The 25,425-nt window shown below is 45.5% G+C and carries 19 protein-coding genes and 5 tRNA genes; 23 read left to right on the top strand and 1 reads right to left on the bottom strand.

The features are described from left to right. Nucleotides 1-3 precede the first annotated feature (3 nt). From LZZ85_RS16070 to LZZ85_RS15990, 17 genes are all read left to right on the top strand, one after another. The gene (locus tag LZZ85_RS16070) at nucleotides 4-303 is read left to right on the top strand and encodes an HPF/RaiA family ribosome-associated protein (protein ID WP_237873994.1); all 300 of its coding nucleotides are present in this window, start codon (nucleotides 4-6) and stop codon (nucleotides 301-303) included. A 393-nt stretch (nucleotides 304-696) separates the two neighbouring features. Next, nucleotides 697-769 (top strand) — tRNA-Thr (locus LZZ85_RS16065). Nucleotides 770-775: 6 nt separating this feature from the next. After that, nucleotides 776-858, top strand: a tRNA-Tyr gene (locus LZZ85_RS16060). Between the two features lie 112 nt (nucleotides 859-970). Next, nucleotides 971-1,046, top strand: a tRNA-Gly gene (locus LZZ85_RS16055). A gap of 70 nt (nucleotides 1,047-1,116) precedes the next feature. Next, nucleotides 1,117-1,188, top strand: a tRNA-Thr gene (locus tag LZZ85_RS16050). Between the two features lie 194 nt (nucleotides 1,189-1,382). Continuing rightward, nucleotides 1,383-2,570 carry an elongation factor Tu gene (gene tuf / locus LZZ85_RS16045; protein ID WP_237873993.1) on the top strand — a complete coding sequence of 396 codons (1,188 nt, stop codon included), beginning with the start codon at nucleotides 1,383-1,385 and terminating at the stop codon, nucleotides 2,568-2,570. Nucleotides 2,571-2,660: 90 nt separating this feature from the next. Beyond that, nucleotides 2,661-2,731: transfer RNA gene (locus LZZ85_RS16040), tRNA-Trp, on the top strand. Nucleotides 2,732-2,846: 115 nt separating this feature from the next. Then, nucleotides 2,847-3,044, top strand: a complete 198-nt coding sequence (secE, locus tag LZZ85_RS16035) for a preprotein translocase subunit SecE (protein ID WP_237873992.1) — start codon at nucleotides 2,847-2,849, stop codon at nucleotides 3,042-3,044. Further along, the gene (gene nusG, locus LZZ85_RS16030; protein ID WP_237873991.1) at nucleotides 3,044-3,631 is read left to right on the top strand and encodes a transcription termination/antitermination protein NusG; all 588 of its coding nucleotides are present in this window, start codon (nucleotides 3,044-3,046) and stop codon (nucleotides 3,629-3,631) included. The genes secE and nusG overlap by 1 nt, the downstream gene beginning before the upstream one ends. A 477-nt stretch (nucleotides 3,632-4,108) precedes the next feature. Then, nucleotides 4,109-5,947, top strand: coding sequence for an LTA synthase family protein (locus tag LZZ85_RS16025; RefSeq protein ID WP_237873990.1), 1,839 nt, complete (start codon nucleotides 4,109-4,111; stop codon nucleotides 5,945-5,947). 382 nt (nucleotides 5,948-6,329) lie between these two features. Further along, complete coding sequence (rplK, locus tag LZZ85_RS16020) at nucleotides 6,330-6,773, top strand: 50S ribosomal protein L11 (protein WP_237873986.1); 444 nt, start codon at nucleotides 6,330-6,332, stop codon at nucleotides 6,771-6,773. A gap of 79 nt (nucleotides 6,774-6,852) precedes the next feature. Next, the gene (rplA, locus tag LZZ85_RS16015; protein WP_237873985.1) at nucleotides 6,853-7,548 is read left to right on the top strand and encodes a 50S ribosomal protein L1; all 696 of its coding nucleotides are present in this window, start codon (nucleotides 6,853-6,855) and stop codon (nucleotides 7,546-7,548) included. A gap of 27 nt (nucleotides 7,549-7,575) precedes the next feature. After that, on the top strand, nucleotides 7,576-8,106 hold the full coding sequence (gene rplJ, locus LZZ85_RS16010; protein ID WP_237873983.1) for a 50S ribosomal protein L10: 531 nt from the start codon (nucleotides 7,576-7,578) through the stop codon (nucleotides 8,104-8,106). Between the two features lie 172 nt (nucleotides 8,107-8,278). Continuing rightward, nucleotides 8,279-8,650, top strand: a complete 372-nt coding sequence (gene rplL / locus LZZ85_RS16005; protein WP_237873977.1) for a 50S ribosomal protein L7/L12 — start codon at nucleotides 8,279-8,281, stop codon at nucleotides 8,648-8,650. A gap of 176 nt (nucleotides 8,651-8,826) precedes the next feature. Continuing rightward, nucleotides 8,827-9,858 carry a hypothetical protein gene (locus tag LZZ85_RS16000; protein ID WP_237873976.1) on the top strand — a complete coding sequence of 344 codons (1,032 nt, stop codon included), beginning with the start codon at nucleotides 8,827-8,829 and terminating at the stop codon, nucleotides 9,856-9,858. Between the two features lie 243 nt (nucleotides 9,859-10,101). Further along, a complete protein-coding gene (locus LZZ85_RS15995) occupies nucleotides 10,102-10,497 on the top strand; it encodes a hypothetical protein (protein ID WP_237873975.1) in 396 nt (131 codons plus the stop codon). Nucleotides 10,498-10,974: 477 nt separating this feature from the next. Then, nucleotides 10,975-11,136, top strand: coding sequence for a hypothetical protein (locus LZZ85_RS15990; RefSeq protein WP_237873974.1), 162 nt, complete (start codon nucleotides 10,975-10,977; stop codon nucleotides 11,134-11,136). Nucleotides 11,137-12,044: 908 nt separating this feature from the next. On the opposite strand, the gene LZZ85_RS15985 is transcribed toward LZZ85_RS15990, so the two are convergent. After that, a complete protein-coding gene (locus tag LZZ85_RS15985) occupies nucleotides 12,045-13,016 on the bottom strand; it encodes a ComEA family DNA-binding protein (RefSeq protein ID WP_237873973.1) in 972 nt (323 codons plus the stop codon). Between the two features lie 266 nt (nucleotides 13,017-13,282). Between LZZ85_RS15985 and rpoB the strand changes: the two genes are divergently transcribed. The 6 genes from rpoB to LZZ85_RS15955 all read left to right on the top strand — a co-directional run bounded on the left by rpoB (nucleotide 13,283) and on the right by LZZ85_RS15955 (nucleotide 25,375). Beyond that, nucleotides 13,283-17,086, top strand: coding sequence for a DNA-directed RNA polymerase subunit beta (gene rpoB / locus LZZ85_RS15980; protein WP_237873966.1), 3,804 nt, complete (start codon nucleotides 13,283-13,285; stop codon nucleotides 17,084-17,086). Between the two features lie 135 nt (nucleotides 17,087-17,221). Then, the gene (gene rpoC, locus LZZ85_RS15975) at nucleotides 17,222-21,514 is read left to right on the top strand and encodes a DNA-directed RNA polymerase subunit beta' (protein ID WP_237873964.1); all 4,293 of its coding nucleotides are present in this window, start codon (nucleotides 17,222-17,224) and stop codon (nucleotides 21,512-21,514) included. A 319-nt stretch (nucleotides 21,515-21,833) separates the two neighbouring features. After that, a complete protein-coding gene (locus tag LZZ85_RS15970) occupies nucleotides 21,834-22,430 on the top strand; it encodes an OmpH/Skp family outer membrane protein (RefSeq protein ID WP_237873962.1) in 597 nt (198 codons plus the stop codon). 155 nt (nucleotides 22,431-22,585) lie between these two features. Further along, nucleotides 22,586-24,028, top strand: coding sequence for an APC family permease (locus LZZ85_RS15965; RefSeq protein ID WP_237873960.1), 1,443 nt, complete (start codon nucleotides 22,586-22,588; stop codon nucleotides 24,026-24,028). 16 nt (nucleotides 24,029-24,044) lie between these two features. Beyond that, nucleotides 24,045-24,980: an isoaspartyl peptidase/L-asparaginase family protein gene (locus tag LZZ85_RS15960; protein WP_237873958.1), complete on the top strand. Its 936-nt coding sequence runs from the start codon at nucleotides 24,045-24,047 to the stop codon at nucleotides 24,978-24,980. After that, nucleotides 24,977-25,375 carry a hypothetical protein gene (locus LZZ85_RS15955; RefSeq protein ID WP_237873956.1) on the top strand — a complete coding sequence of 133 codons (399 nt, stop codon included), beginning with the start codon at nucleotides 24,977-24,979 and terminating at the stop codon, nucleotides 25,373-25,375. Before LZZ85_RS15960 ends, LZZ85_RS15955 begins: the two co-directional genes overlap by 4 nt. Nucleotides 25,376-25,425: the final 50 nt, after the last annotated feature.

Genomic DNA, 25,425 nt, shown 5'->3' with positions numbered 1-25,425 from the left:
ACTATGAACGTAAACATTCAGACAGTTCGCTTTGATGCGGATGCAAGGTTAGTTGAGTACATCAACCGAAAATTACAAAAACTCAACACTTTTCATGATCGTATCATACAGGTTCAGGTGTATCTGAAATTAGATAACGTGGTTCATACGATCAAAGACAAAATTGCTGAGATCAGAATTCATGTTCCGCGCCACGAATTTTTTGTAAAGTCAACCAGTAAATCATTTGAAGGATCATTCGACAATGCATTTGATTCTATCGTAACACAGATAAAGCGAAAAAAAGAAAAGCAAGCTGCCTAAAAACAGCAAAGACCCGGGTAACCCCGGGTTTTTGTTTTTTAGTAACCGCTGTCGGTACGCATTGTGCGTTGACCGTTGTCGGTTGTCCGTTGTCCGATGACAGGGAGCTTCGCGATTTGAAAGTTTGTAATGTTTTTGAAGCCATCTGATGTTAGAAAATGCCATCGCAAAATTACCTTGTCGAATGGCGAAGCACCCGGCCAACGGCCATGGGGCATCAACCATCGTAAGAATTGAAACTATCCGCAAAAAAAAGTTGATTTTCAACAGAAATTTCTTTCACAAATTTTTTCTCGTATTTAATTTCCCTTACCTTTGCCTTCCCAAAAACGGGGAGTAGTTCTTTAACGTTTTCTGTCTTAGTTAACCAGCAGACAGATTTTTGGGACACAAGCCACCTTAGCTCAGCTGGTAGAGCAACTGATTTGTAATCAGTAGGTCGCCAGTTCGATTCTGGCAGGTGGCTCTGGATGGGCAGATGGCCGAGTGGCTAAAGGCGACAGACTGTAAATCTGTTCTCTCACGAGTACGGAGGTTCGAATCCTTCTCTGCCCACACCCTTCGGGGAAGACAGTTTTAAGGTTTAAAGGTTTAATAGTTCAGATAAAACATTTAAACTTTTAAACCTTTGAACGCTTAATTGAGAGTTCTTAGAAAAGGAACAAAAGCGGGAGTAGCTCATTTGGTAGAGCGATAGCCTTCCAAGCTATAGGTGGCGAGTTCGAGCCTCGTCTCCCGCTCCACAGAGATCACAGACAAGAATCGACCAGCTGGATTGAACCAGCAACAACGGCTTGTCTACTTTGGGTGAAAGCCGTTGTAGCTCAGTGGTAGAGCACTTCCTTGGTAGGGAAGAGGTCGTGAGTTCGATTCTCACTAACGGCTCATTGAGTCTTATCAATGGGCTCAGGTCCGACGGGCGACCGGGAAGGTGGTGAGTTTAAAAGCTCACTAGCGGCTCTTAAGCCAGATCAATGAGGAAGGAGTGAATCGAAGATGGGAAGAAAGCGGCTAATAGTGATATTACCGCTCATTATAAGAAACAATAATTGGGTAAACACAACTAAAAACAGATAACAATGTCAAAAGAGACCTTTAAGAGGGACAAACCCCACGTAAACATTGGTACGATTGGTCACGTTGACCATGGTAAAACCACATTGACTGCCGCGATTACAGAGATCCTTGCAAAAAAAGGTCTTGCGACAGCGAAAAAATATGACGAAATCGACGGTGCTCCTGAAGAAAAAGAAAGGGGTATCACGATCAATACTGCACACGTAGAATATCAAACTGACACTCGTCACTACGCACACGTAGATTGCCCGGGTCACGCTGACTACGTAAAAAACATGATCACAGGTGCTGCTCAGATGGATGGTGCAATCCTCGTAGTAGCTGCTACAGACGGTCCTATGCCACAAACAAAAGAGCACATCCTCCTGGCTCGTCAGGTAGGTGTTCCTCGTATCGTGGTATTCATGAACAAGGTTGACCTTGTTGATGATCCTGAACTGTTGGATCTCGTTGAAATGGAAATCCGTGATGAGCTGACTAAACGTGGCTTTGACGGTGACAATACTCCAATCATCAAAGGTTCTGCTACTGGCGCACTCGCTGGTGACGAAAAATGGGTTGGTGCTATCACTGAACTGATGGATGCTGTAGATACTTATATCCCACTGCCTCCACGTCCGGTTGATCTTCCGTTCCTGATGTCAGTTGAAGACGTATTCTCTATCACTGGTCGTGGTACTGTTGCTACCGGCCGTATCGAAAGAGGTCGTATCAAAACTGGTGAAGGTGTTGAGATCGTAGGTCTGATCGAAGCTCCTTTGACTTCAACTATCACAGGTGTGGAAATGTTCCGCAAGATCCTTGATTCAGGTGAAGCTGGAGACAACGCAGGTCTGCTCCTCCGCGGTATTGAGAAAACTCAGATCCGTCGTGGTATGGTAATCTGCAAACCAGGTTCTATCACTCCACACACAGAATTCAAATGCGAAGTATACGTACTGAGCAAAGATGAAGGTGGCCGTCACACTCCGTTCTTCAACAAATACCGTCCTCAGTTCTACTTCCGTACAACTGACGTAACTGGTGAAGTTGAGCTGAACGCAGGTACTGAAATGATCATGCCTGGTGATAACACTTCATTGACAGTTAAACTGATCCAGCCTATCGCGATGGAAAAAGGTCTGAAATTCGCGATCCGCGAAGGTGGCCGTACAGTAGGTGCAGGTCAGGTGACTGAAATCATCAAATAAGCAATCTATTTCCTCCCAAAAAGAGGACTTACGACAAGCTTTATATACATTTACAAAGTACTTGGGTACATCCCGGGTACTTTGTATTATACGGGCATAGTTCAACGGCAGAATAGCGGTCTCCAAAACCGTTGATGGGAGTTCGAATCTCTCTGCCCGTGCAAACAAAGGTTTAAAAGTTCAAAAGTTTAAAGGTTTAAAATGCATTTTAGGCCTGGAATTTAAACTCTTTCACTTTTAAACCTTTAAACTTTTAAAACTCTTAACTTTAAGAGCATGAACAAGATATCAACCTATTTCAAAGAGTCTTACAAGGAACTGACGGAGAAAGTGACCTGGCCGAACTGGGCTCAGCTCCAGCAGTCTACCATGATCGTTCTCGCAGCAACGCTCGTGATCACTGCCCTTGTTTCTCTGATGGACCTCGGTGCCGGTGGCGTACTGAAATTAGTTTACAACGAACTGTTTAAATAATGGAAGCTACTACGGCAAATACTACAGACAACGCACAGCAGCAGGAGACAAAGTGGTTTGTGCTTCGTGTCGTGAGCGGAAAGGAAAGAAAGGTAAAAGAATACCTCGACAGGGAGATTTCACGCGGCGGCTGGAGCGAAGTTGTAAAGCAAGTATTCCTGCCAGTTGAAAAAGTATACAAGGTTGCCAATGGAAAGAAGGTTGTGCGTGAACGCAACTACTATCCCGGTTATGTAATGATCGAGGTGCTCGATGGCAAACTCAATGACGATCTTCGCGATACTATCAAAAACACCAATAGTGTTATCCACTTCCTCGGAAAAGATAACCCTATCGCTCTCCGTAAAGCCGAAGTAAATAAAATGCTCGGTAAAATGGATGAAATGGCCGAAGCCGGTGGCGTAAGCGTTAGCGAACCATTCATCGTAGGTGAAACCATCAAGATCATCGAAGGTGCCTTCAACGACTTCAATGGTGTCATCGAAGAAGTAAACGACGAGAAAAAGAAACTCAAAGTTACCGTTAAGATCTTCGGTCGTTCAACTCCGGTAGAACTGAACTACATGCAGGTTGAAAAGATCAGCTAAAAAGATCCCCATAGATAATTTGTCAAAGCCATTCCGAAAGGAGTGGCTTTGCGCTTTCCGGGGGGGAGGGGGAGTTTAAAAGTTTAATAGTTTAAGGGTTTAATAGTTTAATGTGTTTAGGGTTTAAGATGTTTTATACATTCAAGGGCGCGGGGATTAAGATCATTTTAAAAGGTTAAGAGAGACAATCCTATTTAAAAATCATGGAATTATCCCTGCCAAACTTCCCAAACCTTCTAAACCTCCCAGCCTAACCTACCCTACCCCTCTTAAACTATTAAACCCTTAAACCCTTAAACTATTAAACTTTTTTCCTCCTTCCTCCAAACGTTAAAATTAGAAACCTCTAAGAGACTTTCCCGCCAGCTGCACCTTTTGACACCTTTAAGTTTTAATTTTGCACCTTTCTTTCATTTCCCCAAAGGACCACACCGAGGAGAAGACATAAACCAAACACGTGCATGTGATGCACAGATAATGGCTGCCAAATTCAAATTCATCCTGATCTATTTTATTAGCTGGGTCTTCTTTTTCGACCTCATGCGGGTGGTGTTCCTGTTATACCATTTCAGCAAAACCAAACAATTGCCTTTCCGTACCATTCTCGGCAGCCTTTGCTACGGATTAAAGATGGACATGTCCGTTGCAGCTTACGTTACGGCTCCGGTTTGCCTTTTTGTGCTTCTGAGTCTCTGGATCCGTTTTTTCAAACGGCTGCCCGTTTACAGGATCTATACGGTTATTGTACTGCTGATCGTCTGTGTCATCTGTTTGGCTGATCTCGAGATCTATTCCTCCTGGGGTGTCCGTTTGGATATGACGCCGCTCCGGTTCGTGGTTACCCCTAAAGAAGCTTACGCGTCGATCAGCCATATTCCGCTTGTATTTGTTGGTCTGACCTTCGCTGTGGCCTATGCATTGTTCTATTTCTGCTTTGTCTTTATCCTCAAGCGCGTCTTCTTCCAGGAGCAAAACAGATACAAGCCACATACTGCTGTAGCATTGCTGTTGTTTACCGGCGCACTGATCATCCCTATCAGAGGAGGACTGCAGCAAACGCCATTGAACCAAAGCAGTGTTTACTTCTCAACGCATAACTATGCGAACCAGGCGGCCATCAATCCGGTATGGAACCTGCTGCGTAGTGCGATGAGTAAAGCCGCCGCATCTCATAACCCTTACCTGTATCTGTCTGAAGAAACGGTAAAGAAGGTCACGGACAGTCTGTATCAGCAAGGACCGTTGACGGAATCTGTTCTTCGTTCATCCGATTCCGCTATTAACGTGTTGGTAGTTGTATGGGAAAGTTTTACTGAAAAAGCATTGCATGTATCGATCCGTGATCAGCAGGTAACACCTCGTTTCAATCAATTGAGAAAAGAAGGGATCTATTTTAATAACATGTACGCGAGTGGTGATCGTACCTACAAAGGCCTGCCTGCGATATTCAGTGGTTATCCCGCCATGCCAAATGGCACCATCATTCATTCGCCGGCGAAGTCGATCAAGCTGCAGGTGCTTGCACATTTGTTTTCAGAAAAAGGGTACACAACGCCTTTCTTTTATGGGGGAGAACCTGAGTTTGCCAACATTAAATCTTACCTGTTGCAGGGAGGGTTTAATCCCATCATCGGCAAAAGTGATTTCGATGCGAAGGACATGAACTCAAAATGGGGGGCTCATGATGGAGTTGTAATGAAAAGGGTATTGCACGACCTGGATAAGGAAAAGCAGCCGTTCTTCGCAGCGTGGCTTACGCTCACAAGCCATGAACCATTTGAAACGCCTGTTCCCGTTGTATTTCCGGGGATGGATACAAAAGCAAAATTCATGAACTCGCTGCATTATACAGATGCGGTGATTGGAGAGTTTATTGACTCATGTAAAACTCAGCCCTGGTGGAAGAATACGCTGGTCATTATTACGGGTGATCATGGACATATTCTTCCCGACTCAGATCATCGTGCAGATGATTTCCGCACGCCCATGTTATGGCTTGGTGGAGCATTGAACCGGGAAGGGGTGGTGATCGAAAAGAACGTTTCTCAGCTCGATATTGCCGCAACTATTTCTGCTCAGTTTGGATTAGATAAAACCAAATTCCCATTCAGCAAAAATGTATTTGACCCGGCTGTAAAACCCTGGGCATTTTTCACCTACAATGATGCATTCGGATTTGTGGACAGCACGGGAAGGCTGGTTTTTGACAATATCGGCAAACGCCCTATTGAACGGGAGGGTACGACGGGCGCCAAGCAGATCGAAGCAGGTAAGGCGATGATGCAATCCGTGTATGATGATTTTTTAAAGAAATGATCCTCTGGTTGTGAAGGGAACGACATTTTTCTACTACCGGCAATTGATCAATTTCAGGCCCACCCTGGTCATCTGCCGTTAGGTTACATCTTTTGAACGGACCTGCATAGGTTCAAAGAGGTATCCCAAAAGCGTTGCCCTGGATGTCTCCTCGCAACACGCAGCAAACCAGGTAGTTGCTATATCAAATACAGGTGCCTAAGATTTTTGCCCAAACTCTTCCGGAAATCCCTTAATCTACCTACCTTTGCAGCCCCAAAGAGTTCTTTAAGAGTACCCGGTAAAACGGGGAGACCCCGGATCAAGTCCGGGGGGACAATGGGAGACCCAGTAAGCCACCGAAGGTGGAAGAACAGTCGTTAACACCAAAAAGTATTTTAAAATGGCAAAAGAAATCTCAGGCTTTGTAAAGCTTCAGTGCAAAGGTGGCCAGGCCAACCCTGCACCTCCAATCGGTCCGGCATTGGGTTCCAAAGGTGTGAACATCATGGAATTCTGCAAACAATTCAATGCCCGCACACAAGACAAAATGGGAAAAGTACTCCCGGTCTTGATCACAGTTTATTCTGACAAGAGTTTTGAGTTTGTAATTAAAACTCCTCCTGCTGCTATCCAGCTGATGGAAGCTGCTAAAATCCAGAAAGGTTCAAAAGAGAGCAATCGCGCGAAAGTTGGTAAAGTATCCTGGGATCAGGTTGAAGCTATCGCGAAAGACAAGATGCCTGACCTGAACTGCTTTACTGTAGAAAGCGCTATGAAAATGGTTGCTGGTACAGCTCGCAGCATGGGCCTGAACGTGGACGGTAAAGCTCCATGGGAGAACTAATTAATCAAACCCAAATTCGGAACGTAAGCGGCTTGTCCGGCAAAGCGTAGCGAAGGAGGAAAACTAAACTCGAATCAAAATGGCATTCATCCCTAAAAAAAGAAAAGCTGTCAACGGTAAAGTCGATGGCAATAAACAATATAGCTTAAAAGACGCATCTGCACTGGTAAAATCAATCACTACCTGCAAATTCGATGCTTCTGTTGACCTGCACGTTCGTCTTGGTGTAGACCCTAAGAAGGCTGACCAGGCTATCCGTGGTACGGTTATTTTACCTCATGGTACTGGTAAAACTAAAAAAGTGTTGGTACTCTGTACTCCTGATAAAGAAGCTGAAGCAAAGAACGCCGGTGCTGACTATGTTGGTCTGGACGAATTCGTTGCTAAGATCGAAGGCGGCTGGGTAGACGTTGATGTGATCATCGCTACTCCGTCTGTAATGCCTAAGATCGGTAAGCTGGGTAAAGTGTTAGGCCCACGTAACCTGATGCCAAACCCTAAAACAGGTACGGTAACCAACGATGTGGCAACAGCTATCAATGATGTTAAAGGTGGTAAGATCGCTTTCAAAGTTGACAAAGTGGGTATCATCCACGCTTCTATCGGCCGTATCAGCTTTGCTCCTGAAAAAATTGCTGAAAACAGCCAGGAACTGCTTAATGCTATCATTAAAGCAAAACCTGCTACAGCAAAAGGAACTTACCTGAAAGGCATCAGCATGGCCAGCTCTATGAGCCCTGGTGTTGCGATCGATACAAAAGCATTTGTTCACTAATCTTAAGTGGTTTAAAAACTTATTATCATGACTAAAGATCAAAAAAACGAAGTGATTGAACTGCTGAAAGGTAAGTTCTCCCAATATAACAACTTCTATATCGCCGATACAGAATCACTGTCTGTTGAGCAGGTTGGCAAACTCCGCCGCGAATGCTTCAGCAAGCAAGTGGAAATGAAAGTAGCTAAGAACACCCTGATCAAAAAAGCACTGGAATCTCTGGATGCTGAAAAATATTCAGGTGTTTACGAAGCGCTGAATAAAGTAACTGCGCTGATGTTCTCTGAGAACCCTAAAGAACCAGCTCTGATCATCAGCTCTTTCCGTAAAGCAAACAATGGTGAAAAACCAGTATTGAAAGCTGCCTTCATCAATGGTGATGTGTACACTGGCGACAACCAACTGAAAGCACTGACTCAGATCAAAACGAAGAACGAGCTCATCGGCGAAGTTATCGGATTGCTGCAGTCTCCTGCAAAACGTGTACTGGCTGCTTTGTTGCACCATCACGAGCAGAAAGCTGGCGGAGCGGAAGCGACACCTGCTGCTGCAGAATAAGTAAAAATTCAAAAGTAAAAAGTAAAAAAAGCCTGTTTCTTTATTCAGCTTTTCCTTTTTATTCCGAGTTAATAACAGCACTCTCCGTAGTGTCTAAAAAACGGAAAAACAATTTTTTTAAACTCCGTCGGACTCCTTGTAAGGGGAATGAAGACGGGAAAAATTTCAAACAATGGCAGACATTAAAGCATTAGCAGAGAGCCTGGTGGCCCTGACTGTAAAAGACGTACAAGAATTAGCAGATTTCCTGAAATCTGAGTATGGCATCGAGCCAGCTGCAGCAGCAGTAGTAGTAGCTGCTGATGGCGGTGGTGCTGCAAAAGCAGAAGAGAAAACTGCTTTCGACGTTATCCTGAAAAGCGGTGGTGCTTCTAAACTGAACGTAGTTAAGATCGTTAAAGATCTGACTGGCCTCGGTCTGAAAGAAGCGAAAGACCTCGTTGACGGTGCTCCAAAACCAGTTAAAGAAGGTGTTTCTAAAGCAGAAGCTGACGAAATCGCTGCTAAACTGAAAGAAGCAGGTGCTGACGTAGAAGTTGCTTAATTCTTGTAATAAAGAATATTCTCCCGGTTCAGAGCCGGGATAAAGCCCCGGTTTTGAACCGGGGTTTTTTTGTGCTGCCAGAGCACGACATGCGGGCAAGCGACCGGATTCATTCATTGAAAAATCAATCGATTTGCACTTTCTGGTGGCGTTATTATATTTGTCATATCATGCCAATGAGCCAATTTACTCACCTGACACCGTTACTCCGTCTTTGCCTGTTTATCATTCTTGTACCAATATCTTTTTCATGTTCTGGTGATAATGATCTTCCACCACCGGTTTCCGACCCGCTATTAATGGATAAGGAGACAAAGTTGCTTGAGCTGGCAACGTCCTATTCAACTGCAGGAAGTTCAGCAAAGAATATATGCATTATTACAGAAGATGCAGCGAACAGAACAGTTACCGAATGGTTTAGCCTGTCTGATAAAAACTTCCGTCGACACCATTATGACAATGATGGAAACCTGGTGAAGATCGTGATCAGCTTTTCTGATGGAACATCACGGTCATTGGATTCTGTAATCATTAAAAGACCGGCAGCAGGTCAATTCGAGATCTGGAAAAATGATAAAATCCTTTTACAAAAAGCAAACAGGTCAGTATCTCCGGACGGAGGTGAGAAAATATTGGTTGAATCGACTGACAATTCCGCAGTATTCCTCACGCTTACTTTCAACCGGGATGCCTTGTTGGTTTCCCAGCGTGAGCAATTGATGAGCTTGGGTCTTGACGGGCATAACATTGCGTACACGTATGACGCCAGTCATAAACTGACGGGAATGAGCGATACTGTTCATTCCCTTGTCGCAGGCAACCGCTTAGTACATCATTATAACGTATCAACAGATAATGCTTCCAACAGTTATCTCATCTATGTTTTAGAAAAACTGGTCGGCAGGGATATGCGTTGGAGATTATATTATGCAGATCAGAGTCCGGGTTATTTTACACCATCGGTATTAAGCATTCCAGAGAGGTTTGAGCAAACCCTGATGCTAGCGAAAGGATCTGTAACTAAACTTAAGCTGCAGCATTTTACTGCGCAACCTGATGGATCATTTGTTGAATCTCCTGTTAATGGAGAAAATGCTCTTTTATATAACTGGCAGTATGACGACAGAGGCAGGGCGATAAATTGCAAAACTGCGAATACGAACAGTGCGGATTATCGCGGAGAGTTACAGATAAAATATTTCGACTAAATAAAAAGCAAGAAGACCGGACTGTAAAAGTACACCAGGATCAAAACAACGCCCCACTGTTGTCAGACTCAAAGCCGGGGGAAGCTGGGAGAAGTGAAGTTTCAGGTATCCCGACTGATCGGATACGCAACATAATAGTTTCCGTTAAGTTATTCGATAGTACAAATGTTTTGAAATGACCGTTAACCTGATTTGGGTATAATATTTGATCCATCAGCAGCACCAAAAACAAAACGTTTCTCAATGAAAAAATCACTCATTGTATTGTCATTGCTTCTGACAACATTCTTCGCCAAAGCAGATCAGCTTGCTGCGTTAACACGCGAACAGGCGGAAAAAGCAGTTGCTTATTTAAAGAAAGAGTCTACGATCATTTTATGGTGCAGCTGTTGCGAGAACGAAACAATGGCGAGGATAACTGTTAACGAGGTTTTCATGAAAGCAGATAAGAACGGCAAATATTATTCAGTAGTTGTTAAAGGCCGTAATGAAGAAGGTAAAGAAGTAGAGGAGTATGTTGACCTCGCTTATGTTTTCGTAAAGAAAGGTAAGAAAGCTCAGTCTCTTGGAAAAGTATTAAAATTCAAATGTGATCCCTGTACTGATCCGTTCAGCTGGGATCATTCAGCAGCTGGTTAAATTACAAAGGGCTTCGGCCCTTTTTTTATTGGACATCGTGCACCGGAAATGGTGGCCTGGAAGCGGGGCCTGGGTAAAGTTGAGTGGCGTAGGAGTATCGCAAAGGGCGCAGAGATCCCGCAAAGGCCGCTAAGTTCTTCTTTGCGCTCTTAGCGGAACCTTTGCGCTCTTTGCGTAGCTCCTTTGTCACTCAGGCACTCGGGGCAGTGGTTTATTTGGTATAGTCTTTAAAAAACTTGAATAAAATTTAAAAAATGTACTCCGTACGATATTTTATCTATTCTTTTAACATATGTTATGTTTTGTCAACGAATCCTATATCTTAGTCTCAGGTCAAGGCCAGATCATATCAATCTCCCCCAAGATCAAGTCATGCCCTCCTTCTTATCCCTGATGAAATTCCTTTTCGATTGCCTGCATAAGTGAGAATATACCTTATCCATTATTTCTTTCTAAACTTTCAAAACTAATTTTCGCATGAGAAAACTTCCTGTGATGTTTTCTTTGCTGCTGCTTTGCGCTTCAGGGATCATCGCTCAGCAAAGACAAATTACCGGTAAAGTCCCTGACAAAGCCGGATCTTCAATTAGTGGTACCACCATCACGATCAAAGGCACTTCTTCAGGTACTACTGCATGAACAGATGATTGCTTCTTACTTTCAGCCAAGGACAGGCGATATTCTTGAAATTTCAGTAGTGAACGATGTCTGCATATGATTTCAGCAAAACTGTGGCTCCGGCTCGTATAACAAATACCACCTACGGAAAATTAAGTGGTTTACCATGTGATGACCCAGGGAGATGCGGAAACCTCACGTACCTGCTTCCACGAGAAGTTCACTTATAAGAGAGCGGGTAATAAATTATGTAGTTCTTTTGTTGTTAATAATCAAGGGTCATCTCTTCATTGAGGTGGCCCTGTTTTATGATGATCTGTTACGGTTGATTTTTCTAGTTAGAAGAGGATTACCTGAGGTAAAAGCAGATTATTCACGTTTTGTTATAACCTACATTTTCCCGGATGCGTTTTTTTTGCAATACAGTAGCAGGTCGCTGATCCGTTTGGAATTGAGGCGGCCCGTTTCAAGAAACATGCTGTAGGCATCCGTTGTTTTTTCGCAGACAGTTATCGCACTCATCAGCCGGTCTTCGAATTGCGTACTCAGGTTGATGGTACGTTAGCACTATAGCGGAGATATAGTGACACTATACAGATGCTGGATATGTGTCTCGTTAAGGTCTCGTAAACATCAGGAGAAAGTCAGGTCAACATCAGGTCAACTTCAGGCCAACTTCAGGTAAACTTCAGGCCAACTTCAGGCCTTTATACTGACGATTGAGTAACCTCATACCCTGTGACTGGATGAACAGTACCAGCCGGATGATCCTGTTGCAATTTACAAAAATCATCGTTCATAAGGGGCTAAAATACTGCTAATAAACTTACCCGGGCTACAGGTAGTAGCCGTTAATTACAGTTCTTTTTTTACTATCAATGAGCACCTCTGATTGAGACAACTGATGTTCGCGCCGGGTGTAGCCAGAATCATTGACTGAAATTGAAATACGGGATAAGTTTTTCATACAACACTTCATCAATTGCAAGAACATGTTTTAGTTTTTCTGCTGAAGTGAACATTCCATGTTGTGTGCGATAATTAATAATAGCTGTTGCGACATCGTATTTTATATATGGATGTTTTCTCAGCCCGTTCAGATCAATTGAATTGATATCGATTTTTTGCAGGAGATCAAGTTCGCTTATCTGTAGATATGGTTTGATAACCGAGAATAAGGAATCACTGATCCCGAATGTTTCTCTCACCTGGACGATGGAGAAGAAACCTCCCAGTTTTTCCCTGAAACGGATGATGCGGGATGCCAGTACGGGGCCAATGCCTGGCAGGCTTTCAAAGGCAAGACTGTCACCTTTATTTATATCGACAGGTCTGATACTGCGTGAACCCCGGAAGTTGTCACGTTCCCGGCTTGTTTCTGCTCCGGGAAGAATGGGAGAGGGATGAGCGCTGCTGATCCGTATGTATGGGATCAGGCGCTCTATTTGGTCCGGCTGGAGGCCGTAGATCTTCCGCAGGTCGCCGGCCTGCCTGAATTTCCCGCCTTTCTCAAGATATTTATGGATCGTCCCGATCGTCTTTTCCCTGACACCCAGCCTTGCCCAGCCGGCTTTGTCGAGGGTGTTCGGGTCGAAAATGAACAATTCGGCTTGATGCCCGTTATTATACCTGTCTGCAAGCGGCTGCGCATTATACTTTCCATTTGAGTTTTCCTCGTTCCTTTCATACAGCCCGGTTACTGCTGCCGGCCTTTCCAGCTTTTTCAGGGCTGCGATCCAGGCGGTGTCTCTGGGAACTTTGCTTTCTGGCAGGGATGCGGAATGTTCAAGAAGGGAGGGCAGTAAGAAAGCGGTCAGGAGGATGGAGGCAATTATTATTATTGCGATCCGGTCTTTTTTTGAAAACTGCAGGTAGTCGCCAAAATTTTGTTTCGTTTTCATAATGAACTGATTTATCCCCAATTTATTTTTCCGTGGAAACATAACAGCGTGTTTTTCACAGCTTTTTGGCGGGGTTTTTGTCAGGTCATTTTTTTTGTAGGATGGTTATTTATCCTTACTTTTGCAGTCCTTTATTTTGGCCAAATATATTTTGACATCCCGAATCATGGTTAACTAGTTGAAAATCACAGTCTTTCGTTTTTTCTAAAATGAGAGCTGGGCGTGATTTGTATGTCATTACCTTTTTTAAACCGGTTATTATACATATGTCTTCAACAAAATTGAATCCAAGGGTAAGTTTTGGTAAGATCAAGCATCTGGCTGAGACTCCCGATCTTCTCGAAGTCCAGATTCAGTCTTTCAAAGAGTTTTTCCAATTAGAAACAACTCCGGACAAGCGTAATATAGAAGGTTTGTTCCGGGTGTTCAAAGACAATTTCCCGATCACTGATACGAGGAACATCTTTGTGCTGGAATTCCTGGATTACTTCATCGATCCGCCCCGTTACACCATCGAAGAGTGTATGGAGCGTGGTCTGACCTACGCTGTGCCCCTGAAAGCAAAGTTGCGCCTGAGCTGTAATGATGAGGAGCACGTGGATTTCCAAACTATCGTTCAGGACGTATTCCTGGGTAACATCCCTTACATGACTCCCCGTGGTACGTTTGTGATCAACGGTGCTGAGCGTGTGGTTGTTTCCCAGCTGCACCGTTCTCCCGGCGTATTCTTTGGACAGTCAGTTCACCCTAACGGAACCAAGATCTACTCCGCCCGTGTGATTCCTTTCAAAGGTGCCTGGATGGAGTTTGCTACTGATATCAATAACGTGATGTACGCTTACATCGATCGTAAGAAGAAATTCCCGGTAACCACCCTGCTTCGTTCTATCGGATACGAAACAGATAAGGACATCCTGGAACTCTTCGGTATGGCGGATGAAGTGAACACCGACAAGAAGACACTGGAAAAATACCTTGGACGCCGTCTGGCTGCACGTGTTCTCAGAACATGGGTGGAAGACTTCGTGGATGAGGATACCGGTGAGGTGGTTTCTATCGAGCGTAACGAGATCGTAATGGAGCGTGATACAGTTCTGGATGACGAAGCCGTTGAAACGATCTCAGAAATGGATGTGAAAAGCGTATTCATCCAGCGTGAAGACGTTGGCGGTGATTATGCGATCATCTATAACACGCTTAATAAAGATACTTCGAACTCCGAGCTGGAAGCGGTTCAGTTCATCTACCGCCAGTTGCGCGGTGCGGATGCTCCTGATAACGAAACAGCGCGTGGTATCATCGATAAATTATTCTTCAGCGACAAGCGTTATGATCTCGGCGAAGTAGGCCGTTACAAGATCAACCGCAAGCTGAACCGTGATGCTCCTCTGGATCAGAAAACACTGACCCGTGATGACATCATCCTGATCATTAAATACCTGGTCAAACTGACCAACGGTAAAGCAGAGATCGATGATATCGATCACCTGTCCAACCGTCGTGTACGTACCGTGGGCGAACAGCTCTATGCTCAGTTCGGTGTTGGTCTCGCGCGTATGGCGCGTACCATCCGTGAGCGTATGAACGTACGTGACAACGAGGTGTTTACTCCTGTTGACCTGATCAATGCAAGAACACTTTCTTCTGTGATCAACTCGTTCTTCGGAACCTCACAGTTGTCCCAGTTCCTTGATCAGACCAACCCACTTTCCGAGATCACCCACAAGCGTCGTATCTCCGCACTCGGACCAGGCGGTCTGAGCCGTGAGCGTGCGGGCTTTGAGGTTCGTGACGTACACTACTCCCACTACGGCCGTCTGTGTACGATCGAAACACCGGAAGGACCGAACATCGGTCTGATCTCTACTCTTTGCGTACACGCGAAGATCAATGACATGGGCTTTATCGAAACTCCTTACCGCAAGGTAACAGAAGGTAAAGTGAACATGAAAGAACTGGAATTCCTGAGTGCAGAAGAGGAAGATCTGGCGAAGATCGCGCAGGCGAATACGCCACTCGATGATAAAGGAAACTTCGTTGAAGAGAAGATCATCAGCCGCGAAACAGGCGACTTCCCGATCCTCGATAAAAGCGATGTGGAATTCATGGACGTTGCACCTAACCAGATCGTAGGTTTGAGTGCTTCCCTGATCCCGTTCCTTGAGCATGATGACGCCAACCGTGCGCTCATGGGATCAAACATGCAACGCCAGGCTGTGCCGCTGATCCGTCCTGACGAACCAATCGTTGGTACCGGTCTCGAAGGCAAAGCTGCGCGCGATGCACGTATCCAGATCCACGCAGAAGGTAATGGTATTGTTGAATTCGTTGATGCTAATGAGATCCATGTACGTTATGATCGTGATGAAGCAGAGAAACTGGTGAGCTTCGAAGAAGATCTGCGTGTGTACAGGCTCACTAAATTCATCAAAACGAACCAGGAAACCTGTATCAACCTGAAACCAGCCGTGAAGAAAGGCCAGAACGTTGTGAAAGGCGATTTCTTAACGGAAGGTTATGCTACACAGAATGGCGAACTCGCTCTTGGTAAGAACCTGAAAGTGGCATTCATGCCATGGAAAGGTTACAACTTCGAGGATGCGATCGTGATCAGCGAAAGGGTTGTAAAAGAAGATATGTATACTTCCGTTCACATCTCTGAATATGAACTGGAAGTGCGTGATACAAAACTGGGTGAAGAAGAACTGACCCCGGATATCCCGAACGTTTCGGAAGAAGCGACCAAAGATCTGGATGAGAACGGTATTATCCGTATCGGCGCCACGATCAAGGAAGGTGATATCCTGATCGGTAAGATCACTCCGAAAGGTGAAAGCGATCCTACTCCGGAAGAGAAACTGCTCCGCGCGATCTTCGGTGATAAAGCCGGTGACGCTAAAGACGCTTCTCTGAAAGCACCAAATGGTGTGGAAGGTATCGTGATCGGTAAGAAACTTTTCCAACGCGCGAAGAAAGACAAGAATGCAAAAGTACGCGAGAAAGCTGCGATCGAGAAACTCGAGAAAGTTCACGAAAAGAACGAAGCAGACCTGCTCGAAGTATTGCTGGAGAAACTGACCACACTGCTGAGAGACCACGTTTCTACAGGTGTAAGCAACAACTTCGGTGAAGTGCAGATCGGTAAAGGCGCGAAATTCACCAATAAGAACCTTGCAGGTCTTGATTATGCAAATATCAACCCGCTTGGCTGGACTGGTGATGCGAAAGTGGACGACCAGATCAACATCCTGTTGCACAACTATAACATCAAATACAACGAAGAACTCGGACGTTACAAACGCGAGAAGTTCAATATTTCTATCGGTGACGAACTGCCTGCCGGTGTACTGAAACTGGCAAAAGTTTATCTCGCTGTTAAGCGTAAGCTGAAAGTGGGTGATAAAATGGCGGGACGCCACGGTAATAAAGGTATCGTTGCGAAGATCGTTCGTGCTGAAGACATGCCATTCCTCGAAGACGGAACGCCGGTTGACGTGGTATTGAACCCACTCGGTGTACCTTCCCGTATGAACCTTGGACAGATCTATGAGACTGTACTGGGTTGGGCTGGTGAGAAGTTGAAACTGAAGTTCGCAACGCCGATCTTCGATGGAGCTTCTACGGAAGAGATCGAGAATTACTGTGCTGAAGCAGGCATTCCGAAATTTGGTCACACTTACCTGTATGATGGTGAGACCGGTGAACGTTTCCACCAGAGAGCAACGGTGGGTATCATCTATGTGATCAAACTGCACCACATGGTGGATGATAAAATGCACGCACGTTCTATCGGGCCATACAGCTTGATCACTCAGCAGCCGCTTGGTGGTAAAGCCCAGTTCGGTGGTCAGCGTTTCGGTGAGATGGAGGTTTGGGCACTGGAAGCATATGGTGCATCCAACATCCTGCAGGAATTGCTTACGATCAAATCGGATGATATCATCGGCCGTGCGAAAACATACGAATCGATCGTGAAAGGTGATAACGTTCCAAGAGCGGGCATCCCTGAATCGTTCAACGTATTGGTGCATGAGCTGCGTGGACTCGGTCTGGACTTGAAGTTTGAATAAGTTTAAAAGTTTAAAGGTTTAAAAGTTTGAAAGTTGGTTCCGGCGAAAGCCCACAGCTTTTAAACTTTTAAACTCTTAAACTTTAAAACGTTTAAACTTCTGACTCATTCAACTTTAAAATTTAGAAACTCAAATATGGCTATCAAAAAAGACAATCGTCCCCGGCCAGCATTCTCCAAGATCACTATTGGTCTGGCTTCTCCGGATACCATCCTGGAAAGAAGTTATGGTGAGGTGTTGAAGCCTGAAACGATTAACTACCGGACTTACAAACCGGAGCGTGATGGTTTATTCTGCGAAAGGATCTTCGGTCCTGTAAAAGATTACGAGTGTGCTTGCGGTAAATACAAACGTATCCGTTACAAGGGTATCGTGTGTGACCGTTGCGGTGTGGAAGTAACAGAGAAAAAAGTTCGTCGTGAAAGAATGGGCCACATCAAACTGGTGGTGCCTGTTGTACATATCTGGTATTTTAAATCTCTTCCTAACAAAATCGGTTATCTGCTTGGGGTAAGCTCCAAGAAACTGGAAACGATCATCTACTATGAAAGATTCGTGGTGATCCAGACTGGTATCCGTGCAGAGAAAGGTCAGAATGTAGGTGATCTTCTTACGGAAGAAGAATATCTTGACATTCTTGACGCATTGCCAAAAGACAACCAGTATCTGCCTGATGATGATCCGAACAAGTTCATCGCGAAGATGGGTGCTGAAGCGGTACATGACATGCTGCAACGCATCGATCTTGACCAGTTGTCATTCGATCTGCGTAATGCTGCTGCTACAGAAACATCACAGCAACGTAAAGCGGATGCCCTGAAACGTCTTTCAGTGGTAGAAGCTTTCCGTGATGCAAATACACGTATCACGAACCGCCCTGAGTGGATGGTGATGCAATATATTCCTGTTATTCCACCGGAACTGCGTCCGCTCGTTCCACTGGATGGTGGCCGTTTCGCGTCTTCTGACCTGAATGACCTCTATCGCCGTGTGATCATCCGTAACAACCGTCTGAAACGTTTGTTGGAGATCAAAGCGCCTGAGGTGATCCTGCGTAACGAAAAACGTATGCTGCAGGAAGCGATCGACAGCTTGTTTGACAATAGCCGTAAATCGAATGCTGTTAAAGCAGAAGGTGGACGTGCATTGAAATCACTGTCTGATGTACTGAAAGGTAAACAAGGGCGTTTCCGTCAGAACCTCCTCGGTAAACGTGTTGACTACTCTGGTCGTTCTGTAATCGTTGTAGGACCTGAAATGAAACTGCATGAGTGCGGTCTGCCAAAAGATATGGCTGCCGAGCTCTTCAAGCCGTTCATCATCCGTAAATTGATTGAAAGAGGTATCGTTAAAACCGTGAAGTCTGCACGTAAACTGGTAGACAAGAAGGAAGCGGTGGTTTGGGATATCCTCGAGAACATATTGAAAGGGCACCCGATCATGCTGAACCGTGCCCCAACGCTTCACCGTCTTTCTATCCAGGCATTCCAGCCTAAACTGATCGAAGGTAAAGCGATCCAGCTGCACCCGCTTGTAACCTCTGCGTTCAACGCCGACTTTGACGGTGACCAGATGGCGGTGCACGTACCGCTCAGCAATGCGGCCGTTCTGGAAGCGCAATTGCTGATGCTCGCTTCTCATAACATTTTGAACCCGCAGAATGGTACGCCGATCACCCTGCCTTCACAGGACATGGTACTCGGTCTGTATTACATCACCAAGGGTAAGAAAACAAACGATAAGGAAACCATCCGTGGAGAAGGCAAAGCTTTCTATTCAGCGGAGGAGGTTATTATCGCTTATAATGAAAAAGTAATTGACCTGCATGCATGGATCAAGGTGAAAGCCAATATCCGTAACAATGATGGTCTGCTGGAACATAAACTGATCGAGACTACGGTTGGTCGTGTGATCTTCAACCAGCACGTTCCTGCGGAAGTAGGTTTCGTGAATGCATTGCTGACTAAAAAGAACCTGCGTGATATCATCGGTGACATCATCGAGATCACCAACGTTCCTAAAACGGCGAAGTTCCTGGATGATATCAAACAGCTTGGTTTCCGCACAGCCTTCCAGGGTGGTCTGTCGTTCAACATCAATGACCTGATCATCCCTGATGTGAAGGAAGAGTTGCTTGACAACGCCAAAGTGGAAGTAGAGGAGGTGTGGGAGAACTACAACATGGGTCTGATCACCAATAACGAACGTTATAACCAGATCGTTGACATCTGGAGCCGTGTCGATACCCGTATCACAGAAACATTGATCCGCGAGCTGGCCAGCGATAAGCAGGGCTTTAACTCGGTATATATGATGCTTGATTCAGGTGCGCGTGGTTCAAAACAGCAGATCAAACAGCTGGCAGGTATCAGGGGTCTGATGGCGAAGCCAAGGAAATCAGGTTCTACAGGATCTGAGATCATTGAGAACCCGATCCTTTCCAACTTTAAAGGTGGTCTGAACGTACTTGACTACTTCATCTCAACGCACGGTGCGCGTAAAGGTCTTGCGGATACCGCCCTTAAAACGGCAGATGCGGGTTACCTGACCCGTCGTCTTGTAGACGTTGCCCAGGATGTGGTGATCACTGAAGAAGATTGCGGAACACTCCGTGGTATTGCAACTTCTGCATTGAAAGATAATGAAGACATTATCGAGCCATTATCAGACCGTATCATGGGGCGTACTTCATTGCACGATATCTACAATCCTGCAACAGAAGAACTGATCATTGCTGCTGGTGATGAGATCTCTGAAATACTGGCTAAGCGTATTGAAGATGCAGGTATCGAAACGGTAGAGATCCGTTCTGTACTGACCTGCGAAAGCAAACGCGGATGCTGCGTGAAGTGTTATGGTAAGAACCTTGCTTCCGGTATACTTGCACAAAGAGGTGATGCTGTAGGTATCATCGCTGCACAGTCGATCGGTGAGCCTGGTACACAGCTTACACTCCGTACCTTCCACGTGGGTGGTGTGGCTGGTTCTGCTTCGGTTGACTCAACATTGCTGGCTAAATTCGAAGGAACTATCCAGTTCGATGGTCTGCGTACTGTAACAACTGAAAATAACGAAGGCGATAAAGTTCAGATCGTAATCGGCCGTACAGGTGAGGTTCGTATCATTGATACGAAGAATGACCGTCTGCTGATCACAAACAACATTCCTTACGGTTCTACCCTGATGGTGAAAGACGGTCAGAAGATCAATAAAGGTGATGTGATCTGTACATGGGATCCGTTCAACAACGTTATCGTTGCTGAGATCAACGGTGAACTGAAATTCGAGAACGTGATCGAGGGTGTAACTTATCGTGAGGAATCCGATGAGCAAACCGGTCACCGTGAGAAAGTGGTTATTGAAACCCGTGATAAAACGAAGATCCCTTCAATCGTTGTAGAAGGCAAAGAGCTGAAATCATATAACCTTCCTACCGGTTCACATATCATCCCGGATGCGGGCGATCAGGTGAAAGCCGGCCAGGTCCTGGTGAAGATCCCACGTGTACTCGGAAAGCTGCGTGATATCACCGGTGGTCTGCCTCGTGTAACGGAGTTGTTCGAGGCTCGTAACCCAAGCAATCCTGCTGTGGTTTCAGAGATCGATGGTGTGGTGTCTATGGGAGCTGTTAAACGTGGTAACCGTGAGATCGTGATCGAAGCAAAAGATGGTGTAACCAAGAAATACCTGGTTCCGTTGACACGCCAGATCCTGGCGCAGGACGGTGACTTCGTAAAAGCTGGTTCTCCGCTTTCTGATGGTCAGACATCTCCGCAGGATATCCTTTCTATCCAGGGACCATTCGCTGTACAACAGTACGTTGTGAATGAGATCCAGGAAGTATACCGTTTGCAGGGTGTAAAGATCAACGATAAACACATCGAGGTGATCGTTCGCCAGATGATGCGTAAAGTAAACATCGTTGACCCAGGTGATACCAAGTTCCTCGAAGATGATTCAACTGATAAATTTGAATTCATCGAAGAGAACGATTACATCTTTGATAAGAAAGTTGTAACAGAGCCGGGAGAATCTTCCAAACTGCGTGCTGGCCAGATCGTAAGCCTGCGTGACGTTCGCGAAGAGAACTCTATCCTGCGCCGTTCAGATAAAGCACTGGTTGAATATCGTGATGCGAAACCTGCTACATCAGCACCAACGCTCCTCGGTATCACTAAAGCTTCTCTGGGTGTACAAAGCTGGATCTCTGCTGCATCATTCCAGGAAACAACCAAAGTACTGTCTTCAGCAGCCATTCATGGTAAAACTGATGACATGCTCGGTCTGAAAGAGAACGTAATCACTGGTCACCCGATCCCTGCTGGTACAGGTCTGCGTGAGTTCGAGAACATGATCGTAGGTAGCAAGGAAGAATATGAATTGCTGCAGACGACACGTGAGGCGATGACTTTCGATGACGACGAGTAATAGTATTTGAAAACTCTATATAAGGAGTCCGCGATCTGCGGACTCCTTTTTTATTTAATTGCGACACTTTTTGCACTGCTTGGCGTAGGAGTATCGCAAAGAGCGCGAAGAAAACGCAAAGTGCGCAAAGGATCTTTGCGTTCTTTGCGTCATCTCAGCGTTCTTTGCGATACTCTTACGCCAGTGAAAGTGCAGATGGGTTAAGAGTTTCATAAAGTACCCGTATTCCTTATATTTGCCCGGCCAAGACTATTCGGTTTTCCAGAAATAAGTCCTTGTTTTGCAAAAGGACGATTTACTAAAACAAAAGCAGACACTCATGAAAAATGGTATCGTGATATGGAATGTAGTTTTAACGCTTCTTGCAGGCTATCTTCTTTTTGCTCAGTTCAATAAGAAAGAAGGTGGTTCAGCTGCTAAACGAGCGACTACAGATTCCCTTTCATCCGGAGCGCCATTCCGTATTGCATATTTTGAAATGGATTCCATAGAAGCTCATTTTGATATGGTAAGAGATGTAAAATCAGAGATCGAAGGAAAAGAAAAGGAATACAGCAACAATCTTTCCCAGCTTGATCTTACTTACCGTAAAAAGATCCAGGAGTATCAGGCAAAACAATCGACCATGACGCAAGCCGATTATGAAAAGGCTCAAATGGATCTAAAACAGCTGGAAGATGTTCTGAAAGGCCGCAAGCAGGACCTCGATCAGCGTTACCAGGAATTTGTGACCCATCAGAATCTCTCGCTGAAAAAGGAGATTGAGAAGTTCATCGCAGATTATAATAAGGACCGGGCATATGCATATATTGTAGCAAATGATCCGGGGGTGTTCTATTACAAAGACACTGCATACGATGTCACACAGGATGTGATCAAAGGGCTCAATGAAAGCTATAAAAAAGGAAAGAAGTAAGCAATATTCCAGCGAAGCTGACATAGCTTCTCACAGGATCAGGGAGAGAAAGGAAAGCAGGGAAAGTTCACGGGAAAAAGCGTGACTTTCCCTGTTTTCCTTTCTCTCTTTTTTGTCCCTTTTTTCTCTTAGCTTTAGTCCAAATCACAAACTGCATGAGTCAGGAACAATCTTCCTTCAAACCAACACTGGGATTATTCGACGGTACTATGATCGTTGCCGGGTCCATGATCGGGTCCGGTATTTTTATTGTCAGCGCTGACATTACACGTAATACGGGCAGTGCCGGCTGGCTGATCGTTGTATGGCTGCTGACAGGGTTTATGACCCTTACCGCAGCGCTGAGCTATGGTGAGCTGAGCGGCATGTTTCCCAAAGCCGGTGGTCAGTATGTTTATCTCAAAGAAGCTTATAACCCGCTGATGGCCTTCCTGTACGGCTGGAGCTTTTTTGCCGTGATACAAACAGCCACGATCGCTGCGGTTGGTGTGGCATTTTCCAAGTTCCTGGCCTATATGGTTCCGGAATTAGGTAATGAGTATTTACTTTTTAATGTTGCAGGGCTTAACATTTATTCCGGGCAGCTGGTAGCGATAGCGATCGTGATCCTGCTGACCTATATCAATTCACGCGGGGTGAAAGAGGGAAAGTTCATCCAGACTGTTTTTACCTCAGCAAAGCTTCTTGCCTTATTCGGTCTGATCGTTTTTGGATTTGTACTGGTGAAAGAAAGTTTCTGGGCTGAGAATTGGGAAACCGGTTTTACCGCACGCACGCTGACACAGGGGGCTGATGGCGGCTTTATTCCCGGCGCATGGGAAGGGATTGCGGGTGCTGCATTGCTGGGGGCTATAGCATCATCGATGGTGGGCTCAATATTCAGCAGCGATGCATGGAATAACGTGACGTTTATCGCAGGTGAAATGAAGAACCCGAAGCGTAATATCGGATTGAGCTTGTTTCTCGGCACATTGATCGTTACGGTCATTTATGTATGTGCAAATCTGATGTATCTGAATGCGCTTCCTTTGAATGAGCTGGCTTTGCCGCAGGACGATCGTGTAGCGGTAGCTGCCGCGAACAGGATCTTTCCTTCATTTGGCACGATCCTGATCGCCGTACTGATCATGGTATCGACGTTCGGCTGCAATAACGGTCTGATCCTGGCGGGTGCGCGCGTTTACTACACGATGGCAAAAGACGGGTTGTTCTTCAGAAAAGTAGGAACGCTAAATCAGCATTCCGTTCCGCAGTTCGCACTGTGGATCCAATGCCTGGTAGCCTCTGCATGGTGTTTGAGCGGTAAATACGGTCAGCTGTTGGATATGATCTCCTTTGTTGTCGTTTTATTCTATATCCTTACGATCATTGGCATATTTATCCTTCGTAAGAAACGTCCGGACGCAGACCGCCCTTATAAAGCATTCGGGTACCCGTTTCTGCCATTGCTTTATATTTTGATGGGATCGGCATTTTGTTTGTTGCTGATCATCTATAAACCTCAATTTACCTGGCCGGGTCTGATCATAGTATTGTTGGGAGTACCGCTCTATTACATCGCGATCTCATCCAATAAGAAAGCTGCCAGGGAACAATAGTTCAAATACGAGACTGATGAATAAACAGACACTGGTAATACATGGCGGGGCGGGAACAATTCTGCGGGAGAATATGACACCGGAGATGGAGCAGGCATACCGCCAGGGCCTTGAAGACGCATTGAAAGCCGGGTATCAGTTATTGGAAAAAGGCGGCACCGCAATAGATGCTGTAAAGGCTGCGGTTGTTTCCCTGGAAGATAATGTCCTGTTCAATGCCGGTCGCGGATCTGTTTTTGCCAGCGATGGCAGCCAGGAAATGGATGCGTCGATCATGGATGGAAGTAATCTCATGGCTGGTGCCGTAAGCGGAGTGAAGAATATCCGCAACCCGGTTGAACTGGCGCATGTGGTAATGGTGAACAGTGGCCACGTAATGCTTACCGGCGATGGTGCGAATGCGTTTGCCGCATCCAGCGGAATTCAAACAGAGCCGGATGAATATTTCTTTTCACAACTACGGTATGATCAATGGATGCAGGTACGCGGTACAACGAACGCGGCACTCGATCATAACGTGCAGGTAAAGGATAAAAAGTTCGGAACAGTTGGCGCCGCGGCCTGTGATCAGTTTGGCAATATCGCTGCCGCAACCAGCACTGGAGGGATGACAAACAAACAATGGGGAAGAGTAGGGGATAGTCCCATTATCGGAGCTGGTACCTATGCTAACAATAACACCTGCGCGATCAGTTGTACCGGTCATGGAGAAATATTTATCCGCGCCGTTGCTGCTTATGATGTAAGCTGTCTGATGGAATACCGCGGTATGTCATTACAGGAAGCGATGGACAAAGTTGTATTGGACAAGTTGGTGAAGATGGAAGGCGAGGGTGGTATGATCGGCGTAGACGCGAAAGGAAACGCGGCACTGGTATTCAATAGCGCGGGAATGTATCGCGGCATCTGGAATAATGCGGGAGTAAAGCAAGTGAACATTTATAAGTCATGAAGAATATTTTCGTACTGTTTTTACTGATTTGCAGCAGCCAGCTATGTTTTGCCCAGGCCGGGGAAGATTCCTGCGGTATTACTCCAAAATATGCTGCAGGCTTTGACGGCATTACGGCAAAAGGAATGTTGTCTCCGGAAGATGTGCTGAAGATCAAAAAACTGAAGTCAGAAGATTCCGGTGTAAAGATCATCCGCTTCACTTATCTCATTGATTGCGGCGAAGACTGTGAAGGTGGGGAACGAACGGTTGAAGGGGATACATTTTCAGAAGAGGACCTGAAACTCCTTCAGGGAATGAAGAGCCGGAATGTGTTGTCATTGTACTGTCTTCTTGGAAAAGATAAGAAAGGAGAATTGGTCGCATTCAAACCGTTTTTATATTATATCCGCTGATTCAATTACGGCGGTATCTGATGGCTTCCGTTATGATCCCCGCAAAGGCA

The organism is Terrimonas ginsenosidimutans, from assembly GCF_022012415.1.
Taxonomy (GTDB): Bacteria; Bacteroidota; Bacteroidia; order Chitinophagales; family Chitinophagaceae; genus Terrimonas_A; species Terrimonas_A ginsenosidimutans.
The sequence above is the reverse complement of the archived record's forward strand: the minus strand, read 5'-3'. Positions and strand labels throughout refer to the sequence as shown.

What these genes read in the sequence shown, in the direction of transcription:
- LZZ85_RS16070 (WP_237873994.1), top strand. Translation starts at nt 4, where the DNA reads ATGAACGTAAACATTCAGACAGTTCGCTTTGATGCGGATGCAAGGTTA.
- tuf (WP_237873993.1), top strand. Translation starts at nt 1,383, where the DNA reads ATGTCAAAAGAGACCTTTAAGAGGGACAAACCCCACGTAAACATTGGT.
- secE (WP_237873992.1), top strand. Translation starts at nt 2,847, where the DNA reads ATGAACAAGATATCAACCTATTTCAAAGAGTCTTACAAGGAACTGACG.
- nusG (WP_237873991.1), top strand. Translation starts at nt 3,044, where the DNA reads ATGGAAGCTACTACGGCAAATACTACAGACAACGCACAGCAGCAGGAG.
- LZZ85_RS16025 (WP_237873990.1), top strand. Translation starts at nt 4,109, where the DNA reads ATGGCTGCCAAATTCAAATTCATCCTGATCTATTTTATTAGCTGGGTC.
- rplK (WP_237873986.1), top strand. Translation starts at nt 6,330, where the DNA reads ATGGCAAAAGAAATCTCAGGCTTTGTAAAGCTTCAGTGCAAAGGTGGC.
- rplA (WP_237873985.1), top strand. Translation starts at nt 6,853, where the DNA reads ATGGCATTCATCCCTAAAAAAAGAAAAGCTGTCAACGGTAAAGTCGAT.
- rplJ (WP_237873983.1), top strand. Translation starts at nt 7,576, where the DNA reads ATGACTAAAGATCAAAAAAACGAAGTGATTGAACTGCTGAAAGGTAAG.
- rplL (WP_237873977.1), top strand. Translation starts at nt 8,279, where the DNA reads ATGGCAGACATTAAAGCATTAGCAGAGAGCCTGGTGGCCCTGACTGTA.
- LZZ85_RS16000 (WP_237873976.1), top strand. Translation starts at nt 8,827, where the DNA reads ATGAGCCAATTTACTCACCTGACACCGTTACTCCGTCTTTGCCTGTTT.
- LZZ85_RS15995 (WP_237873975.1), top strand. Translation starts at nt 10,102, where the DNA reads ATGAAAAAATCACTCATTGTATTGTCATTGCTTCTGACAACATTCTTC.
- LZZ85_RS15990 (WP_237873974.1), top strand. Translation starts at nt 10,975, where the DNA reads ATGAGAAAACTTCCTGTGATGTTTTCTTTGCTGCTGCTTTGCGCTTCA.
- LZZ85_RS15985 (WP_237873973.1), bottom strand. Translation starts at nt 13,016, where the DNA reads ATGAAAACGAAACAAAATTTTGGCGACTACCTGCAGTTTTCAAAAAAA.
- rpoB (WP_237873966.1), top strand. Translation starts at nt 13,283, where the DNA reads ATGTCTTCAACAAAATTGAATCCAAGGGTAAGTTTTGGTAAGATCAAG.
- rpoC (WP_237873964.1), top strand. Translation starts at nt 17,222, where the DNA reads ATGGCTATCAAAAAAGACAATCGTCCCCGGCCAGCATTCTCCAAGATC.
- LZZ85_RS15970 (WP_237873962.1), top strand. Translation starts at nt 21,834, where the DNA reads ATGAAAAATGGTATCGTGATATGGAATGTAGTTTTAACGCTTCTTGCA.
- LZZ85_RS15965 (WP_237873960.1), top strand. Translation starts at nt 22,586, where the DNA reads ATGAGTCAGGAACAATCTTCCTTCAAACCAACACTGGGATTATTCGAC.
- LZZ85_RS15960 (WP_237873958.1), top strand. Translation starts at nt 24,045, where the DNA reads ATGAATAAACAGACACTGGTAATACATGGCGGGGCGGGAACAATTCTG.
- LZZ85_RS15955 (WP_237873956.1), top strand. Translation starts at nt 24,977, where the DNA reads ATGAAGAATATTTTCGTACTGTTTTTACTGATTTGCAGCAGCCAGCTA.